Origin of the sequence: Janthinobacterium aestuarii, assembly GCF_046113285.1 — a bacterium.
Lineage (GTDB): Bacteria > Pseudomonadota > Gammaproteobacteria > Burkholderiales > Burkholderiaceae_D > Janthinobacterium.
This window is the reverse complement of the sequence record NZ_CP142524.1, coordinates 5,233,315-5,251,614: the sequence shown is the minus strand read 5'-3', so window position 1 is coordinate 5,251,614 and position 18,300 is coordinate 5,233,315. Positions and strand designations below refer to the sequence as shown.

The window sequence follows — 18,300 nt, the reverse complement described above, 5'->3', positions numbered from 1 at the left end:
AAGAGCATAGCGATGAAAAACGAAGAATACGAAGTTCTGCATACCGAAGGCAGCCGTCCCGTGAAAATGTGGACGCGTGGCGTGCCTGTCGAAGAAGCGGCCAAAAAACAATTGCGCAACACGGCGACCCTGCCGTTCATCTACAAGCACATCGCCGTCATGCCCGACGTCCACCTGGGTAAAGGATCGACCATCGGCAGCGTGATCCCCACCCTGGGCGCCGTGATTCCGGCAGCCGTGGGCGTCGATATCGGTTGCGGCATGATGGCGGCGAAAACCACGCTGACGGCAAATGATTTGCCCGATAACCTGGGGCCGCTGCGCAGCGCCATCGAGCGCGCCATTCCGCACGGGATGTCGCCGAAGACGCGCGGTCACCGCGGCCGCGACGAGGGTTCCTGGCAGACGCCGCCCTCGGTGGTCGATGCCGCGTGGCTGCAGCTGAAGGATGAATTCGACGCCATCTGCCTGAAAACGCCCAAGCTGAAGAACACGAATAACTATCGTCACCTGGGAACTTTGGGCAGCGGTAACCACTTCGTCGAAGTCTGTCTCGATGAACAGGGTTCTGTATGGTTCATGCTGCATTCCGGTTCGCGCGGCGTGGGCAATGCCATCGGTACGCATTTCATCGAACTGGCCAAGCAGGATATGCGTACCCACTTCATCAACCTGCCCGACCAGGACCTGGCCTATCTGGCCGAAGGCACGCAGCATTACGACGATTACGTGGAAGCGGTGGGCTGGGCCCAGCGTTTCGCGCGCAACAACCGCGAAGTGATGATGCAAAACCTGATCGCGGCCGTGCGCACCGTCATCCATAAGCCGTTTCAGACGCATGTGGAAGCCGTCAACTGTCACCATAACTATGTGCAGAAGGAGCACCACTTCGGCAAGGACGTGCTGGTCACGCGCAAGGGCGCCGTCTCGGCCCGTGCCGGCGAACTGGGGATCATTCCCGGTTCCATGGGCGCGAAGAGTTTTATCGTGCGCGGCAAGGGTAATGCGGACAGTTTCCATAGCTGCAGCCACGGCGCGGGACGCACGATGAGCCGTACGGAAGCGAAGCGGCGCTTCAACCTGGACGACCAGATCCGCGCCACGCAAGGCGTGGAATGCCGCAAGGATGAAAACGTGATCGATGAAATTCCAATGGCCTACAAGGATATCGATGCAGTGATGCTGGCGCAGCGCGAGCTGGTCGACGTCGTGCATATCCTGAAGCAGGTCGTTTGCGTCAAAGGTTAATAAAGAGAAAGTACAGATGATCGAAATTGATGGAGCACAAGGTGAAGGCGGCGGACAGATTTTGCGCTCGGCGCTGAGCCTGTCCATGATCACGGCCCAGCCGTTCCGGCTGACGAATATTCGCGCGGGGCGGGAAAAGCCCGGCTTGCTGCGCCAGCATTTGCTGGCCGTGCAGGCAGCGACCGCGATTTGCGGGGCGCGCACGACGCCGGTGGTGCTGCGCGCAGCCAGCCTGGAATTCGTGCCTGGCCCCATACGCGGCGGCGATTACCGCTTTGCCATCGGCAGCGCCGGCAGCTGCACCCTGGTGTTGCAAACCTTGCTGCCGGCTCTGCTGCATGCGGATGGGCCGTCTACCGTGCGCATCAGCGGCGGCACGCACAATGCCATGGCGCCGCCCGTGCATTTTTTGCAGCGCGCGTATGGCCGCATCCTGGAACAGATGGGCGCCGAGGTGGAGATTACGCAGCAGCGCTATGGCTTTCATCCCGCAGGTGGTGGCGAGGTGCTGGCCACCGTGCAACCGTGCCAGCGCTTGCGGCCCATTTCACTGCTGCAGCGCGGCGAGCGGAAGGCCGGGTATGCGGAAAGCGTGGTGGCGGGCGTGCATGTGAACGTGGCGCAGCGCGAGCTCGAGCGTGTCGCCGACGGCATGGGCTGGAGCGGCAAGCAGCTGCGTCTCGTCGGCTTGCCGGCGGAGCAGGGACCGGGCAACGTCCTGTTGCTGACATTGGAACATGAGCACGTCACGGAAGTATTTACGTCGTTCGGCGAAAAGCACTTGCTGGCCGAATCCGTGGCCAAGCGCCTGTTGAACGAGGTGCGCGCCTATCTCAAGACGGACGCGGCCGTGGGCGAGCACCTGGCGGACCAGCTCTTGCTGCCGATGGCGCTGGCCGGCGGCGGTAGCTTCAGTTGCAACAAGGTGTCGCAGCATGCGTTGACGAATGCGGACGTGATTGCCCGCTTCTTGCCCGTGCGTATCACTTTCGAGCAGCAGGCGCGGGGCAGCATCTGCACGGTGGCCGCCGCCTGACGCGCGCGGTGACACAATCGCTGTTGCAGCTGTTCCAAATTGATACATGGGTGGCCCGATGTGGGGCATGTACGCATGGCATGGCATTTGCTCTTCTTGAGATATTCACTAAAAAAACCAAGGAGACCAGCATGACCTATTCCATCCGTACTCTGCTCGGCGTGGCCGCCGCCGGCGCCGTTGCCCTCACCTCCCTGCTGACCTTGCCGCATGCCTATGCGCACGGCAATGTCACGCCGCAAGGCGTCGACACCACGGGCTTGCCCAAGGTGGGCGACAAGTGGCTCGAGCAAAACCCGTATCGCGGCAACAAGCTGGCCCTGACGGTGGGCACCTCGGCCTATAACCAGAATTGCGCGCGCTGCCACGGCATCGAAGCCATTTCGGGCGGCATCGCGCCGGACTTGCGCCAGCTGGACCGTGATTGCTTCGGTATCAAGAATGAGACAAAGAAACAGGCGTGCTACAAGGAAACGGATAATTATTTCCTGGCGACCATCCGTCACGGTAAAGTGCGTAATGGCGCCGTGTACATGCCGCCGTTCGAGGGCGTATTCAACCAGGAAGCGATGTGGGCCATCAAGACCTACCTGGAAACCCGCCGCGAGTCTAATTAGGTCGAACTGATAACGAAGGAGTTCCATGCGTTCATTTCAACCCCGTGGCGCGCGCGCGATGCTCTCGCTCGCTTGCATGGCGCTGTGCGCGGCCGCGCCGGCGCGTGCCGATTGGCAGAAAGTGCAGCAGTCGGGCAGCCTGAAAGTGGCTGTGTACAACGATTTCGCGCCGTTTTCCGACAAGGGCACGGGCATCGATATCGACATCGCCGAAGCGCTGGCGAAAAAGCTGGGGCTGAAACTGAGCTTGCTGCCCTTTCCCGCCGGCGAAAACCTCAACGACGACTTGCGCAATATGGTGTGGAAGGGACATTACCTCGGCTATGGTCCCGCCGACGTAATGCTGCACGTGCCGGTCGACAAGAAATTGATGGCGGATAACGACAAGGTCGAGATCTTCGCGCCGTACTACGTGGAAACCGTGCGCCTGGCGCGCAGCGCGCAAGCCGTGCCGCAATTCGATGGCGTCGCCAGCCTCGCAGGCAAGCGTATCGGCGTGGAAAAGGTCTCGATCGCGGCCATGCTGATGCTGGGCGAGGACAATGGCAAGTACCGCGACGACGTGCGTATCTTCGATACGGCCGCCGAAGCCTTGCAGCAATTGCAAGTAGGCAAGCTCGACGCCGTGCTGGCCAACCGATCGGAAATCGAATCGGTGCTGAAAAGCGATCCCGCTTTCCCCATGACTGAAGTGGCGTTCGCCCGCTTGCCGCGTGCCGGCTGGGCCGTGGGCCTGGCCGTCAGCAAGCAACAGCTCGACGTGGCCAAGTTACTGCAGGGGGCCATGAACGAGATGGCGGCCAGCGGTGAATTGAAAGCCATCTTTGAGAAGTATGGCGTGAAGGAAGCGCGGCCCTGATTTAGCTTGCTCTCGTTGAAAAGCCCGCGCATCTTCTGATGCGCGGGCTTTTTTAATTAGAAGGAATACATGGCGCTGACGCCTAACAACCAGTTGCGCCCCGGCGCCGCTTCATAGTAGCGCTTGTTGCTGTCGCCGACGATGACGGAGCCCACGTAGGTCTTGTCGAAAAGATTATTCAGGCGGGCAAACTCCTTGAAGCGCCAATTCCCTACGTTTTGTTTGGCGTTGAAGCGCGCATTGAACACCGTGTAGCCGGGCGCCGGTTTTTCGCTGTTGCTGTCTTCCGCGTAGACCTGGTTGCTGGCCACGCTTTCCACTGCCGCGCCGAAACGGTCGAGCGTGTCTTTCCAGGCCAGTTCCGCGAACAGGTTGGCGCTGGGCACGCCCGGCAAGCGGCTGCCTTCGCGCACGCTGCCGAACGCCTGGTCATACACGGCGTGCAGGCTGGTCAGCGCCACTTTTGTCGTGAAACCGTACGGCAAGCTGGAGTCGAGCGACACTTCCATGCCTTGGCGTAAGGTCTTGCCCGCATTGCGGTAGCTGGTGCGCCCGCCGCTGGAACTGTCGACCACCAGTTCATCGTTGGTCTTGATCTGGAACACGGCCGCGTTCACATGCGTGTTGTTCGCGATCCTGGCCTTGATACCCGCTTCCAGGTTGGTGCTGGTGGCCGGTTTCAGCTGGTAATTGAAGCCGCCGCCCGTGCCCGAGTAAAACAGTTCGTTCAGGGTGGGTGCTTCGAAACCGCGCGCGGCGCTGGCGTACACGTTGACGTTGGGCGTCAGTTTATACAGCAGGCCCAGCACGGGTGTCGTGTGGCTGAACTCCAGGCTGCCGCTGTCGTCGCCATTGCCGAGGAAGCGGTCGTTGACCGACACTTTCATCTTGCTGTAGCGCACACCTGCGCTGAGCAGCCATGGCCCGCTTTGCCATTCTGCCTGGATATACGGGTCGAGGCTGGAAACGACATCCTGCTCGTCGCGGCGCAGCTTGCCCTTCACGCCAAACGTGTTGCCGATGTAATTTTCATAGCCGGTGCGGTCATCGCTGGAGCGGCCATAGTCGATGCCGATGGTGGTGCTCAGCTTGCCGCCTGCCAGCTGGTTCACGTGCAGCCAGTTGGTGTCGATGCCGTAGAACTCACGCTGGAAGTCGACCACGCCGCCCGAATGGCTGGCTGGCGCCTGGAAACCCTTGGTAAAAGCCTGGTACTGGATCACGTCGCGGTTGCCGCCGTAGGCCGTCACGTGCAGGCGGTCTTCGCCAAACGATTGTTCATAGGTGGCGCCGATTTGCTGGTGGTCGATGCTCTTGCGCGTGTTGTAGCGTTCGGCCAGGGTGCGTTTCGGGTTTTGCGTGTCCGTCGCATCGATTTCGCCCGCGCGCGGATCGCGGGAAAACGTGGCCCAGGTGGCGCCCAGCGGATCTTGCGTGTTGCCCTGGTGCAGGCTGTTGGCGACGATGGTCAGCTTGCTGTCCGTATTCGGCTTGACCGTGATCTTGCCGAACGCCTGTTCGCGCGTGGCGGCGCTGTGGTCGCGGAAGCCGTCCGTGCGGAAGCGCGAACCGTCGAGCACGTAGCCGATGCCGCCTGCCTGGCCCTGCGCCGACAGGTCCACCTTGCTGGTGCCGAAGCTGCCGCCCGTCACGTTCAGTTCGACGGACGGGGGATTTTGCCCATCCTTGGAAAACAGCTGGATCACGCCGCCCGAATGGTTGCCGTAGATGGCAGAAAACGGCCCGCGCAGCACTTCGATGCGCTCGGCCGTATCGAGGTTGAAGGTGGCAGCCTGGCCTTGCCCGTCGGGCATGCTGGCGGGAATGCCATCGCTGATCAGCTTGACGCCGCGCACGCCGAAGGCCGAGCGGGCGCCGAAGCCGCGCGACGAGATTTGCAAGTCTTGTGCGTAGTTTTGGCGGTTTTGTACGACCAGACCCGGCACGGCGGCCAGCGTTTCCGAGGCATTGACGCGGATTTGGCCGTCCTGGATGCGGGTGCTGTCGACGACGTCGATGGACGCGGGCACTTCCTGGCTGGGGTGGGCGATGCGGCTGCCGCTGATGACCACCGTATCCATGAGTTGCCCGGCGGCCAAGTCAGCCGCCTCGGCGGCAAAGACGTGGGGGGCCAGGGTGGCGCTGCCGGCGACAAACAGGCTGGCGATGGTGTTCAGGCGGAAACGATGCTGCATGCGGATTCTCCAATGTGAATAAAAGCCTGCTTGAGCGCGTGAGCGGCGCAGGTCTGCATAGTTGTATCAAGCAATATGCCTGCCATGTCTCCATTGGTGGGCGGAAATTATACGCGTGTCAGTGGCACGGCGTTTGCATGCAGCAATTATCAGATGCGCCGCTACCGCGCGCTTTTCCTGTGTTTTGCCATTGAAAAGGTGATTATGCCCAACTTCTTCCCGCGCTTGCGCCAGGTGTGCTGGCTGCTGCCGGCGCTTGCCAGCACCGCCCTCCAGGCCGCTCCTTTTGCCTATGTCCCCAATGAAAAATCGGGCACCGTGAGCGTGATCGACACGGCGACCGACCAGGTCGTGCGCCAGATCGCGGCAGGCAAGCGTCCGCGCGGCATCGCCGCCGACCCCACCGGGCGGCAATTGTTTGTCACCGATGCGGCCAGCAGCGCCTTGCTGCTGATCGATAACGAAGCTGGCGCACCCGTGCGCATGGTGGCGCTGGGCAAGTCACCCGAAGGCGTGAGCGCCTCGCACGACGGTCGTTACGTGGCCGTGGCCGTCGAGGAAAACAATAGCGTGGCCTTGCTTGATGGCCAGACGGGCGTCGTGCTTGCCGATATCAAGGTGCAGGGACGCAACCCGGAACATGCCGTGTTCAGTCCCGATGGGCGCTGGCTGCTGGTCAGTGCGGAAGAGGCCGAGCAAGTCGATGTCATCGACGTGGCGCAACGCCGCCAGGTCGCGTCCATTGCCGTGGGCTTGCGTCCGCGCGGCATCGGTTTCAGTCCGGATTCGGGCCTTGCCTACGTGGCGTGCGAACTGGTCAATGCCGTCTATGTCATCGACATGGCGGCGCGCAAGGCCATTGCCACCATTCCAGCGGGTAAAAATGCGAATGGCATCGTGGTCCATCCCGGCGGCAAGCAAGTGTATGTCTCGAACGGCATCGACGGTACGGTGATGGTGATCGATACGGCCAGCAAGCAGGTGACGGCCACCATTCCCGTCGGCAAGCGCCCATGGAACATGGCCATCACGCCCGACGGGGCCAAGCTGTACGTGGCCAATGGCCGCTCGAACAGCGTCTCCGTCATCGATACGGCCAGCGCGCGCAAGGTGGCCGATATTGCCGTGGGCGAATTGCCATGGGGCGTGGTGATTCGGTAGCGGTACAGGAACAGGTGTTCCAGTCTGGTACACCTGTTCCATTGTGCAGCGGCGCAGGGGAGATGCCGCAGGGCTGGCCCGGATTGGAACAGGATGCCTTCACCTTGTTCAAAACGCAAACAGGCCCGCTCCCGCGGCTCAAGCCCGGGCATGCGCCGAAAAGCGCACCGGTATTGAAGCCGCGCCCTTGTAACAGGGGTAAAAGCGGCTAAGTTTGTAGTGGGATGGCGAGCTGGCACGGCATTTGCGGAAGACTGCGTGTACTCACCCCATCTGTACCAGGACGTTTGATTTTAATTAAGTAATTCCATTCTAATTAACCCGATAGAGGACGACATGAATCTCGCAGACATCAGCAAACTGGGCGTAGCCAATCCCTTCAAACAACGCTATGACAATTACATCGGCGGCAAATTCGTTGCACCAGTAAAAGGTGAATACTTTCCTAACATTACGCCGATCACGGGCTTGCCGTTTTGCGAAATCGCCCGTTCCACGACGGAAGACGTCGAGCTGGCGCTGGATGCCGCGCATGCCGCCAAGGAGGCCTGGGGCAAGACTTCGCCCGCCGAGCGCGCCAACATCCTGAACCGCATCGCCGACCGCATCGAACAGAACCTGAGCTTGATCGCCACGGCGGAAACGATCGATAACGGCAAGCCGATCCGCGAAACGATGAATGCTGACATTCCGCTGGCCATCGACCATTTCCGCTATTTTGCCGGCTGCATCCGCGCGCAGGAAGGTTCCGTCGCGCAAATCGATGCGGAAACCTATGCCTACCACTACCACGAGCCGCTGGGTGTCGTGGGCCAGATCATTCCGTGGAATTTCCCGATTCTGATGGCCGTGTGGAAACTGGCGCCAGCCCTGGCCGCCGGCAATTGCGTCGTCCTGAAACCGGCAGAGCAAACCCCCGCTTCCATCATGGTGTTGATCGAGCTGATCGGCGACCTGTTGCCGCCGGGCGTGTTGAACATCATCAACGGCTTTGGCCTGGAAGCGGGCAAGCCGCTGGCGTCGAGCAAGCGCATCGCCAAGATTGCCTTTACGGGCGAAACGGGCACGGGCCGCCTGATCATGGGCTACGCGGCGCAAAACCTGATTCCCGTCACCCTGGAGCTGGGCGGCAAATCGCCGAACATCTTCTTTGAAGACGTGATGGATGCGGACGACGAGTATTTCGACAAGTGCCTGGAAGGCTTTGCGATGTTCGCGCTGAATCAAGGCGAGGTGTGCACCTGCCCATCGCGCGTGCTGATCCAGGAATCGATCTACGAGAAATTCATCGAACGGGCCCTGAAGCGCGTGGCCGCCATCAAGCAGGGCAATCCGCTCGATTCTTCCACCATGATCGGCGCCCAAGCGTCGCAGGAGCAGCTGGAAAAAATCCTGTCCTACCTCGACATCGGCCGCCAGGAAGGCGCCGAGGTGCTGGCTGGGGGCGAGCGCAACACGCAGGCGGGCGACCTGGAAGGCGGCTATTACGTGCGTCCGACCGTGTTCAAGGGGCACAACAAGATGCGCATCTTCCAGGAAGAAATTTTTGGACCGGTCGTGTCCGTGACCACCTTCAAGGATGAAGCTGAAGCGCTGGCGATTGCCAACGATACCTTGTACGGCTTGGGCGCCGGCTTGTGGACGCGTGACGGTTCGCGCGCCTTCCGCATGGGCCGCGCCATCCAGGCGGGCCGCGTGTGGACCAATTGCTATCACCTGTATCCGGCCCACGCCGCGTTCGGCGGCTACAAGCAATCGGGTATCGGCCGCGAAAACCACAAGATGATGCTCGACCACTACCAGCAAACGAAGAACTTGCTGGTGAGCTATAGCCCGAAAGCGCTGGGCTTCTTCTAAACCGGCAACAGGCGCCGCGCCCGTAGTCCAGGCGCGGCGCGCAGAAAGGGATGCCATGAGTGCAGCAATTGCCAGGGTGGTCGCCACCGATGCGGCGCTGGAAATGATGGACAAGTTGCGCCAGCGTCACGGCCCGCTGATGTTTTTCCAGTCGGGCGGCTGCTGTGACGGCAGTGCGCCCATGTGCTACGCGCTGGGCGAGTTCGATGTCAGCGACACCGATATCTATCTCGGCAATTTGAATGGCACACCGTTCTACATGGGACTCGAGCAATTCGAGTACTGGGAGCATACCCAGTTGATTATCGATGTGGTCGATGGCAATGGCGGCATGTTTTCACTCGACAACGGCACGGGCAAGCGCTTTTTGACGCGCTCGCGCCTGTTCACCGATGAAGAGTGCGCCTTGCTGCATGCCCAGCCGCATGAACACCGCAAGACTTGATACACACACATACTAATAAAACAGAGGGAGATGATTGTGCAGAAAAAAATCATGGGGATACTCATCGGTTTGGGTGTGGCATCGCTGGCCCAGGCGGCCGATGTAGGCAATGTCACCACCGCCATGCTCGACAGCACGGCAAAGAATCCGTCCAGCGTGCTGTCGTTCGGCATGGGCACGCAGGGCCAGCGCTATTCGCCTTTGACGCAGATCAATGACAAGACCGTGGCCAAGCTGGTGCCGGCCTGGTCGTTCTCGTTCGGCGGCGAAAAACAGCGGGGCCAGGAATCGCAGCCGTTGATTCACAACGGCAAGATGTTCGTCACGGCATCGTATTCGCGCATCTTTGCCGTCGACTTGAAAACGGGCGCCAAGCTGTGGAAGTATGAGCACCGCTTGCCGGACGGCATCATGCCCTGCTGCGACGTGGTCAACCGCGGTGCCGCCCTGTACGGCAACCTGGTGATCTTCGGCACGCTGGACGCCTACCTGGTGGCGCTGGACCAGAACACGGGCAAGATCGTCTGGAAGGAGAAAGTTGACGATTACGCGGCCGGCTACTCGATGACGGCAGCGCCGCTGATCGCCGAGGGCTTGCTGCTGACGGGCGTGTCGGGCGGGGAATTCGGCATCGTCGGCCGGGTCGAGGCGCGCAATCCCATGACGGGCGACCTCGTGTGGAGCCGTCCGACGGTGGAAGGCCATATGGGCCACCGCTACGACAAGGACGGCAAGGCCATCGATAACGGCGTGTCCGGTACCGTGAACAAGACCTGGCCGGGCGACCTGTGGAAAACGGGCGGCGCCTCGACGTGGATGGGCGGCACCTACGATCCGCAGACCAAGCTCGCTTACTTTGGCACGGGCAACCCGGCGCCGTGGAACAGCCATCTGCGTCCCGGCGACAACCTGTACTCGTCGTCCACCGTGGCGCTGGACGTGAAAACGGGGCAGATCAAGTGGGCGTATCAGAATACGCCAAACGATGCCTGGGATTTCGATGGCGCCAACGAGTTCGTCACGTTCGACATGGATGGCAAGCGCTACGGCGGCAAGGCCGACCGCAACGGTTTCTTCTACGTCATCGATGCGGCCAACGGCAAGCTGCAGAATGCCTTTCCGTTCGTGAAGAAAATCACCTGGGCCAGCAGCATCGACCTGAAGACGGGACGGCCGAACTACATCGCCGCCGGCCGCCCTGGCGACCCGACCAAGGGAGAGGAAGGCAAGAAGGGTTCGACCGTGTTTGCCGCGCCGGCTTTCCTCGGTGCAAAAAACCAGATGCCGATGGCGTACTCGCCGCAAACCAAGCTGTTCTACGTGCCCGCAAATGAATGGGGCATGGATATCTGGAACGAGCCGATTAGCTACAAGAAGGGCGGCGCCTTCCTCGGCGCCGGCTTCACCATCAAGCCCTTGTTTGACGACTACATCGGCGCCATGCGCGCCATCGATCCGAAGACGGGCAAGATCGTCTGGGAAATCAAGAACAACGCGCCGCTGTGGGGCGGCGTGATGAGCACGGCCGGTAATCTGGTGTTCTACGGCACGCCGGAAGGCTTCCTGAAAGCCGTCGACGCGAAGACGGGCAAGGAGCTGTGGAAATTCCAGACCGGTTCCGGCGTCGTGGCGCCGCCCGTCACCTGGCAGGACGGCGACACGCAATACGTGGCCGTCGTCTCCGGCTGGGGCGGCGCCGTGCCCCTGTGGGGCGGCGAGGTGGCGAAGAAGGTCAACTTCCTGGAACAGGGCGGTTCCGTGTGGGTCTTCAAGCTGGCGTCGAAGTAACGGGGTGAAGCGCCCGGGCCACACGGATGGGTGTCTCCCTGTCCGCCGGGTGCTTTCTTTTTTCTGACGGCCCAGGCCGTCAGTTTTTTGTTTACGCAGGCGCGCGATCAGCGTGCTGGCGGTCAAAAAAGGAACACCGTGCGGGGTGATTGATCCGCTGCTGCACACGTCAAACACGTCATTTCTCTTTCTCCCTGTGAGCCGTGCTGGGCACGCTTATTGCCAAAGCTTGAGGTACATCAATCACTGATGTGCACACTAAAAACAGAGAAGAAAGAGGAGACGCAATGAACACATTGAGCAAGCTGGGGAGCGTGGGTGTCATGACAATCGCAGCAGTGGGGCAGGCGCAAGCCGTCGATATCAAGGCGGGCGACTGGACCGTGTCGGTAGGCGGCATCGTCAACGCCTATTACACGCAAGTGTCGTGTTCGGGCGATGCCGTGGGCGGACTGGCGCTGGGAGGCCAGGCGCTCGGTTGCGGCGGCGAAAAGGACCGCACCACCATCGGCAACGGCCTGCTGCCGAATGGCTTGATCACCTCGGCAAGCTCGCGCCTGGGCGAGTACGATGTGAAAGCCTTGATCGGTATCTACAACTCGACGGCCACGGACAGCGCCATCAGCCAGAACAGCGTGGTCGACGTGCGCCAGGCTTTCTTTACGTTCGGCAATGCGGAAATGGGCACCTTCAAGCTGGGCCGCGACTACGGCATCTTCGGCGCGAATGCGATCCTGTCCGACATGACCTTGTTGGGCTCGGGCGCGCCCGTGCAGGCGACGCAGCGGGGCCGGGTGACCCTGGGCCATATCGGCGCCGGCTATACCTATCTGGGCAACTATGGCCAGATCATGTACAGCACGCCGAAGTCGGGCGGCTTTGGTGCCGATGTGGCGCTGGTCAGCCCCGTTTCCGATACGCCCATCGTGGCAGGCTCGACCTATTCTTCGAAGTCCAGCCCGCAAGTGCAGGCGCAGCTGACGTATGCGCAGGAGGGCTTGAAAGCCTGGCTCGGTGTGAAGTCGCAAAAATTCACATCGAAAACGCCTGGCGTCGATGACCTGACCATGCGCGGCGTGGAAGTGGGCGGCTCGTACCAGATGGGACCGGCTGGCGTGCTGCTCAATTTCCAGGGCGGCAAGGGATTGGGCATTCTCTCCGATGCGGACCAGGGCGATACCAAATCGAAGAACTGGCTGCTGCAAGGCACGTATAAAACGACGGACAAGCTGAAGCTGGGCTTGTCCTACGGCATCAGCAAGAACGACGACAACACGGCCGGCACGGGCGGTTTGAAGTCGAACGCCAACCTGACCCTCGGTGCGTATTACTCGCTCAACAGTGCGATCACCCTCGTGGGGGAGCTGGGCCAGACGCGCTCGAAAGGCTTTACGGGCGGCGAAGCGAAGATGAATGGCGTGTCCCTGGGCGGCATTATTTTCTTCTAACCAATGAATGCGGCGCCGGAAGCTGCGGCGCCGCACGGAGTGCAATGCATGCGGATAATGCGGTTATTCATCGGATGCTGGCTATTCCTGTTTATCCTGGGACAGGCGTGGGCCGGCGTACTCACCAAGGCCGAGCTGACGCGGCGCTTCCCTGCACCGCTCGTCGTCGGCGACAAGGAAGCCGACTTGCCCGTCTGGCCCCTGTTCAAGCAAAACGCCACGGCAACGGAACTGGTCGGCTATGTCTTCGAGTCGGTGGACCTGGCGCCGATTCCCGGCTTTTCCGGCGTTCCCGTCAATTTATTGATCGCCATCAATCCTCAGGGTAGTTTTCTGGACGTGGCCGTGCTGTCGCAGCACGAACCTGTGTTTCTCGATGGCCTAGGTGAAGCGCCGCTGTTCCAGTTCGTCAAACAGTACCAGGGCCTGTCGTTGAAACAGAATATCGCCATCGATGCCAGGAAGAAGCGCGCCGCCGATGCCACGCACGCTGATATCGACGGCGTGTCGAAGGCGACGGCTTCCGTGCGCATCATCAACCAGAGCGTGCTGGCCTCGGCCTTGAAAGTGTCGCGCAAGAAACTCGGCTTCGCGCAGGGGCGCGATCCGGACCAGATCGCCCGCATCCGCATGGACGTGTTCGAGAAACTCAGCGTGGCAAAGATGCTTGAGCAGGGCTTGATCCAGCATGTGCGCCTGAGCAACAAGGACGTCGAAACCCTGTTTGCCGGCAGTCCCGGCGCGGGACTCGATGCCGAGGCGCAGCGCGAGCCGGACGGCCTGTTCATCGACCTGTATCTGGCCTATGTCTCCGTGCCCAGCGTAGGACGCAATCTGTTGACGGAACGCAGCTGGAACAAGCTGCGCAACAGGCTGGAAGAGGGCGACCACGCCATCCTCGTCATGTCGCGCGGGCGCTACAGCGTGCTGGGTGACGATTTCGTGCGCGGCACCGTGCCGGACCGGTTGTTGCTGAAGCAGGATGGCTTGCCCATCGACATGCGCGACCTGGACCTGGAATTGAGCTTGTCGGAGGCGGGACCGTTACCGACTGAAAATATCGCCGTATTGCGCGTCATCAGCCAGGCGGGGCTTGATGCGGCCAGCCCGCTGGCATTTGCTCTCCCCATCACGCGCAGCAAGGGCATCGTGTATCCGGAGCGCATCGCGCGCAACGTCGATTTCAGCTACCGTCTGCCGGCCGGGTTTTATACAGCGCCGCAAGGCGACGATGCCGGCTGGCGCGGCACGTGGAAGGCGCGCCGGGCTGAACTGTTGATCTTGCTGGCCGGGCTGGCGCTGCTTGCCGGCGCATTGGCATGGCAGAAACGCCTGGTGCGTAATGGCCGGCAATTTGCATGGTTCCGCCGCCTGTTCCTGCTGTTCACCATCGGCTTCATCGGCTATTACGCCCAGGGGCAATTGTCGATCGTCAACATCACAGGGGTGATCCAGGCGCTGCTGGCGGGGCGCAGCCTGGGCTTCTTCCTGTTCGACCCGATGACGGTGATTCTCTGGGCTTTCGTGCTGCTCAGCCTGTTCATTTGGGGCCGCGGCACGTTTTGCGGCTGGCTGTGTCCATTTGGCGCCCTGCAGGAATTCACCGGCAAGCTGGGCCAGTGGCTGCGCTTGCCGCAGTGGAAGATCAAGCCGCGCCTCGATGGGCGCTTGAAATGGATCAAATATGGCTTGCTGGCGGCCATTCTGGGCAGCAGTGTGTTTTCCAGCCAAATCACGGACACGCTGGTGGAGCTGGAACCGTTCAAGACGGCCATTACCCTGAACTTCGTGCGCGCCTGGCCCTTCGTCGCGTATGCCGCGGGCTTGCTGCTGCTCAGCGGTGTTTCCTATAAATTCTTTTGCCGCTACCTGTGCCCGTTCGGTGCGGCGCTGGCGCTGCTGGGGCGCTTTCGCCTGTTCAACTGGATTCCCCGCCGCAAGGAATGCGGCACGCCATGCCAGACTTGCCGCCACCGTTGCGAGCACCATGCCATCGCGCCGAGCGGCAAAGTCGATTACGGCGAATGTTTCCAGTGCATGGATTGCGTGGTGATCTATGCCAGCGATGAAAAATGCGCGCCCTTGATGCTGGAAATCAAGCGTGCCCGCACGATACCCATTGTCCGGGCCACGGCAGAGGAGAGCAGCAATGCAGCGTAGAACCTTTATATCCGCAGCGATAGGCAGCGTGGCCGGCATGGCGGGCTTGTCTTTGCCGGGCAGCATGGCGCGCGGCACAGCCACGGCGTCCGGCGTGCACCCTTATCAAGGTGCCGCGTTGGCGTTTGGCACGACAATCGCCGTCACCGTGTTGCATCACGACCAGCGCCAGGCCGAACTGGCCATCGAAGACGCCTTGCATGCGGCCAGGAGTGTCGACCGCCTGATGAGCATTTACAGTCCTGCCAGCCAAGTCTTCCAGCTGAACCGTGACGGTCGCCTGGCCCGGCCGGACACGCACCTGCTGGCGGTGCTGGCGCAGGCGCGAGCCTTGTCGCAATGGAGCGACGGAGCGTTTGATATCACCGTGCAACCCTTATGGCAGCTGTTTCGCGCGGCGGCAGATCAGGCAAGTTTGCCGGCGGAAGCATTGCGCCGCGAAGCGCAGGCGCGGGTTGGCTGGCGGCAACTGGCGTGGGATCGCCGTGAAGTGCGTTTTCTCCAGCCCGGCATGGCGCTGACCTTGAATGGCCTGGCGCAAGGCTACGCGGCGGACATGGCACTGGCGGCCGTGCAGGCGCGCGGCGTGCGGCACGCGCTGCTCGACACGGGCGAGTTCGTCGCGCGCGGGCAGCGTGCCGTGCGGCGCCCGTGGATTATGGGCATCCAGGACCCGCGCGACGCGGAAATCCTGGCGGCCACCTTGAAAGTGGAGGGGCGCAGCGTGGCCACGTCGGGCGATTACGAATGCACGTTCACGCCCGACTTCGTGCATCACCATATCTTCGATCCTGCGAAAGGCGATTCGCCGCGCGAGCTGGCCAGCGTGACGGTGCTGGCGCCCACGGGCTTGCTGGCCGATGGTTTGTCGACAACCTTCATGGTGACGGGGGCCGCGCGTGCGCATGCCATGGCCGCGCGGATGGACGGGGTCGACCTGATGACCATCGACAAGCAGGGCCGGCGCCAGATGTCGCCCGGCTTTTCCCGTCTACTCTAGGCTATTTCAGGTGCGGCACCTTGCGATAGATCGTGTTGCGCGACACGCCCAGGGCCCGTGCCGTGGCCGAGACGTTACCGCCGTGGGCATCGAGTGACTTGAGGATCACGCTTTGCTCCATCTCTTCCAGATTGGCGCCGGCCGCGATCATGCGGTCCGTGCTGGCGCTGGCGGCAGTCGCTTGCGTCATCTCAATATCGTCGAGGAAATCATCGGGCATGTGCCGCAAACAGATTTCATGCTCGTCGCCGGCCATGACGATGGCCGTGCGCAACAGGTTCGTCAGCTGGCGGAAGTTGCCTGGCCATTTATGCTGGTGGAACAGGCGCAGGATGTCGGGCGCCACCGTGTAACGCGTGTCGGGTGCTTCCGTCGCGAGGATTTTCTTCACCACCGTGTCGAGGTCCGTGCGCTCGCGCAGCGGCGGCAGTTTCACCACCAGGCCATTCAATCGGTAATACAAGTCTTCGCGGAACAGTCCCTTGGCCATGCGTTCGCGCAAGTTGTGATTCGTGGCGCAAATGAGTTCCACATTGACCGTGATCGATTTGCTGCTGCCCAGCGGCGTGACCATGCGTTCCTGCAGCACGCGCAACAGCCGCGCCTGCAAGCCGAAAGGCATGTCGCCGATTTCGTCGAGGAACAGGGTACCGCCATTGGCCTGCAGGATCTTGCCGATCGCCCCTTTCTTGCGCGCGCCCGTAAACGCCCCGTCTTCATAGCCGAACAGTTCGGATTCGATCAGGGTTTCCGGGATGGAGGCGCAATTGACGGCAATAAACGGTCCCATGGCCCGTGGCGAATCGTTGTGGATGGCTTGCGCCAGCAATTCCTTGCCCGTGCCTGTTTCGCCCATGACGAGGATGGGAATATCGCGCCCCAATACCTTGTTGACCTTTTCGATCACCAGTTCCAGTTGCGGATCGCCCGTGCGCAGGTAGCGCAGGCCAGACAGGCGGCGCGCCGCATTGGCCGCATGGCTGGCCGGCGCGGGGATCGCCGCCGGCACCGCGTTGATGTCGCTGTGATCGGTGCTGGTAGTAAAGCCGTGCTGGAAGACGCTATTGGACAGGCGCAACTGCGCGCGCCCATACACGCGCACGCCGCTGTGCATGCACAGGTTCAGCAAACCGGGTGAGGCCGTGCGGTAATGCTCGTACAGGGCGGAAACAGGCAAGCCGAACAGGGAACTGAACGTGTGCGATTGTAGTGCGGCAAATGACAGGCCCAGCTGGAACAAACCGTTTTTATTGGCCGATAAAAACCGCCCACCCGGTGTGAACGAGGCGATGCCTTCCATCAATGTGCCGATGAATTCGGGGCGCGCGTGGAAGTGCACGGTGATGGCGTCTTCGAAGGTGGCGGAAAACAGCTGATTTTCGATCATCAGGGCCGACATGCGCACGAGGGCCATCGTATGCTTGTGAAAACTGCGCTGGTCGCTCGAGACGTCCAGCACGCCGATGACATTGCCCCGGTGGTCGGTAATCGGCGCCGCGGAGCAAGTCAGGAAGTGATTGGCAGCAAGGTAATGCTGGTCCGCATGGACCAGAGTCGGTACTTTTTCCGTGATGGCCGTGCCGATGGCATTCGTGCCGCGGCTTTGTTCCGACCATGCCACGCCCGGCTGCAGGGCAACGCGGTTGGCTTTCTCCAGGAAATCATCGTCGCCCAGCGAATGCACGATCACGCCATTGGCATCCGTCAAGATCACCATATTGTGCGTGTTGACGATTTGCTGGTACAGGGTTTCCATCGCGGGCAGCGCGTGCGTGTGCAGCATGCGGTTTTGCTCTATCAGCAATGACAGGTCGGATTTGCCGGCTGGCGTAAAGTCGGGCGTGGCCGTGGGCGACAGGCCAAAAGCGACGGAACGCTGATGGGAAGTTTCGATGATGACGGGGACGTTGTCCTGTCCTGCCGGCAAAGTGTTCGCGTCCGCGATGGACGAAAACGGTGCGCTACGGTAAGTAGTTGACGGTTGATACATGATCTCGTTGCCTCCGTTGGGCCCTGTACTGCGGCGCTCTTTTGAATATCGAGAGTGTTCCATAATGTAGCACCTGTCACAAATGGGAGCAAAGCAAAGCGAGCCGGGCTGTCCCCAGTGTTGCTGCCAGGCCCAGAGTTGCTCTCATCAGTGGACAGTGCATAGGGCTGTATAAGCAAGTGCGGTGCCAGGGCCGTTTCACGAAGCGGGAAAATAGCGCTTGCGGGCCGCGCGGCGCAGGGCTATAATTCGCCCCCTCGCTGAACGACGCATGCAAATGCCGAGTAAAGCAGGGTAAAAAAGAAGGTTGACGAATGAGCCGAAACGCTTCATACTCTTCCTTCTTCGCAGCTGACAAACACAACGCTTTGTCGATGGCGCGAAAGTAGCACCGAATACAGTTCTTTAACAATTAACAGTCGATAAGTGTGGGCATTTGATGTAAGTGCAGCGTCAATCTTCGGATTGGCGTCTAACTTAAAATATCAAATGTTCA

The 18,300-nt window shown here is 61.1% G+C and carries 13 protein-coding genes; 11 read left to right on the top strand and 2 right to left on the bottom strand.

Translation table 11 applies throughout. The annotated features are described in order from the left end of the window. Positions 1–12: 12 nt before the first annotated feature. From OX462_RS23530 to OX462_RS23515, 4 genes are all read left to right on the top strand, one after another. Positions 13–1,248, top strand: coding sequence for an RtcB family protein (locus tag OX462_RS23530; protein WP_409027203.1), 1,236 nt, complete (start codon positions 13–15; stop codon positions 1,246–1,248). A gap of 16 nt (positions 1,249–1,264) precedes the next feature. Then, complete coding sequence (gene rtcA / locus OX462_RS23525) at positions 1,265–2,284, top strand: RNA 3'-terminal phosphate cyclase (RefSeq protein WP_409027202.1); 1,020 nt, start codon at positions 1,265–1,267, stop codon at positions 2,282–2,284. Positions 2,285–2,415: 131 nt separating this feature from the next. Then, complete coding sequence (gene pedF, locus OX462_RS23520; RefSeq protein WP_070221748.1) at positions 2,416–2,901, top strand: cytochrome c-550 PedF; 486 nt, start codon at positions 2,416–2,418, stop codon at positions 2,899–2,901. A 25-nt stretch (positions 2,902–2,926) separates the two neighbouring features. Next, positions 2,927–3,760, top strand: coding sequence for a substrate-binding periplasmic protein (locus tag OX462_RS23515; RefSeq protein ID WP_409027201.1), 834 nt, complete (start codon positions 2,927–2,929; stop codon positions 3,758–3,760). A gap of 56 nt (positions 3,761–3,816) precedes the next feature. Here OX462_RS23515 and OX462_RS23510 read toward each other — a convergent pair whose 3' ends face one another. Then, positions 3,817–5,955, bottom strand: coding sequence for a TonB-dependent receptor family protein (locus OX462_RS23510; protein ID WP_409027200.1), 2,139 nt, complete (start codon positions 5,953–5,955; stop codon positions 3,817–3,819). 204 nt (positions 5,956–6,159) lie between these two features. On the opposite strand from OX462_RS23510, the gene OX462_RS23505 reads away from it, so the two are divergent. The 7 genes from OX462_RS23505 to OX462_RS23475 all read left to right on the top strand — a co-directional run bounded on the left by OX462_RS23505 (position 6,160) and on the right by OX462_RS23475 (position 15,814). Further along, a complete protein-coding gene (locus OX462_RS23505) occupies positions 6,160–7,116 on the top strand; it encodes a beta-propeller fold lactonase family protein (protein ID WP_409027199.1) in 957 nt (318 codons plus the stop codon). Between the two features lie 336 nt (positions 7,117–7,452). Further along, entirely contained in the window at positions 7,453–8,973 is a 1,521-nt protein-coding gene (gene adh / locus OX462_RS23500; RefSeq protein ID WP_070221751.1) for an aldehyde dehydrogenase, read from the top strand. 55 nt (positions 8,974–9,028) lie between these two features. After that, on the top strand, positions 9,029–9,418 hold the full coding sequence (locus OX462_RS23495; RefSeq protein WP_034756816.1) for a DUF779 domain-containing protein: 390 nt from the start codon (positions 9,029–9,031) through the stop codon (positions 9,416–9,418). A gap of 51 nt (positions 9,419–9,469) precedes the next feature. Then, positions 9,470–11,206, top strand: a complete 1,737-nt coding sequence (locus OX462_RS23490; RefSeq protein ID WP_240453534.1) for a PQQ-dependent methanol/ethanol family dehydrogenase — start codon at positions 9,470–9,472, stop codon at positions 11,204–11,206. 287 nt (positions 11,207–11,493) lie between these two features. Further along, positions 11,494–12,654 (top strand): porin, encoded by a 1,161-nt coding sequence (locus tag OX462_RS23485; protein ID WP_409027198.1) that lies wholly within the window; start codon positions 11,494–11,496, stop codon positions 12,652–12,654. Between the two features lie 57 nt (positions 12,655–12,711). Continuing rightward, the gene (locus OX462_RS23480) at positions 12,712–14,814 is read left to right on the top strand and encodes a 4Fe-4S binding protein (protein WP_409027197.1); all 2,103 of its coding nucleotides are present in this window, start codon (positions 12,712–12,714) and stop codon (positions 14,812–14,814) included. Then, a complete protein-coding gene (locus OX462_RS23475; RefSeq protein WP_409027196.1) occupies positions 14,804–15,814 on the top strand; it encodes an FAD:protein FMN transferase in 1,011 nt (336 codons plus the stop codon). Before OX462_RS23480 ends, OX462_RS23475 begins: the two co-directional genes overlap by 11 nt. Before the next feature lies 1 nt (position 15,815). Here OX462_RS23475 and OX462_RS23470 read toward each other — a convergent pair whose 3' ends face one another. Beyond that, positions 15,816–17,804, bottom strand: coding sequence for a sigma-54-dependent Fis family transcriptional regulator (locus OX462_RS23470; protein ID WP_409027195.1), 1,989 nt, complete (start codon positions 17,802–17,804; stop codon positions 15,816–15,818). Positions 17,805–18,300: the final 496 nt, after the last annotated feature.

What these genes read in the sequence shown, in the direction of transcription:
- OX462_RS23530 (WP_409027203.1), top strand. Translation starts at nt 13, where the DNA reads ATGAAAAACGAAGAATACGAAGTTCTGCATACCGAAGGCAGCCGTCCC.
- rtcA (WP_409027202.1), top strand. Translation starts at nt 1,265, where the DNA reads ATGATCGAAATTGATGGAGCACAAGGTGAAGGCGGCGGACAGATTTTG.
- pedF (WP_070221748.1), top strand. Translation starts at nt 2,416, where the DNA reads ATGACCTATTCCATCCGTACTCTGCTCGGCGTGGCCGCCGCCGGCGCC.
- OX462_RS23515 (WP_409027201.1), top strand. Translation starts at nt 2,927, where the DNA reads ATGCGTTCATTTCAACCCCGTGGCGCGCGCGCGATGCTCTCGCTCGCT.
- OX462_RS23510 (WP_409027200.1), bottom strand. Translation starts at nt 5,955, where the DNA reads ATGCAGCATCGTTTCCGCCTGAACACCATCGCCAGCCTGTTTGTCGCC.
- OX462_RS23505 (WP_409027199.1), top strand. Translation starts at nt 6,160, where the DNA reads ATGCCCAACTTCTTCCCGCGCTTGCGCCAGGTGTGCTGGCTGCTGCCG.
- adh (WP_070221751.1), top strand. Translation starts at nt 7,453, where the DNA reads ATGAATCTCGCAGACATCAGCAAACTGGGCGTAGCCAATCCCTTCAAA.
- OX462_RS23495 (WP_034756816.1), top strand. Translation starts at nt 9,029, where the DNA reads ATGAGTGCAGCAATTGCCAGGGTGGTCGCCACCGATGCGGCGCTGGAA.
- OX462_RS23490 (WP_240453534.1), top strand. Translation starts at nt 9,470, where the DNA reads ATGGGGATACTCATCGGTTTGGGTGTGGCATCGCTGGCCCAGGCGGCC.
- OX462_RS23485 (WP_409027198.1), top strand. Translation starts at nt 11,494, where the DNA reads ATGAACACATTGAGCAAGCTGGGGAGCGTGGGTGTCATGACAATCGCA.
- OX462_RS23480 (WP_409027197.1), top strand. Translation starts at nt 12,712, where the DNA reads ATGCGGTTATTCATCGGATGCTGGCTATTCCTGTTTATCCTGGGACAG.
- OX462_RS23475 (WP_409027196.1), top strand. Translation starts at nt 14,804, where the DNA reads ATGCAGCGTAGAACCTTTATATCCGCAGCGATAGGCAGCGTGGCCGGC.
- OX462_RS23470 (WP_409027195.1), bottom strand. Translation starts at nt 17,804, where the DNA reads ATGTATCAACCGTCAACTACTTACCGTAGCGCACCGTTTTCGTCCATC.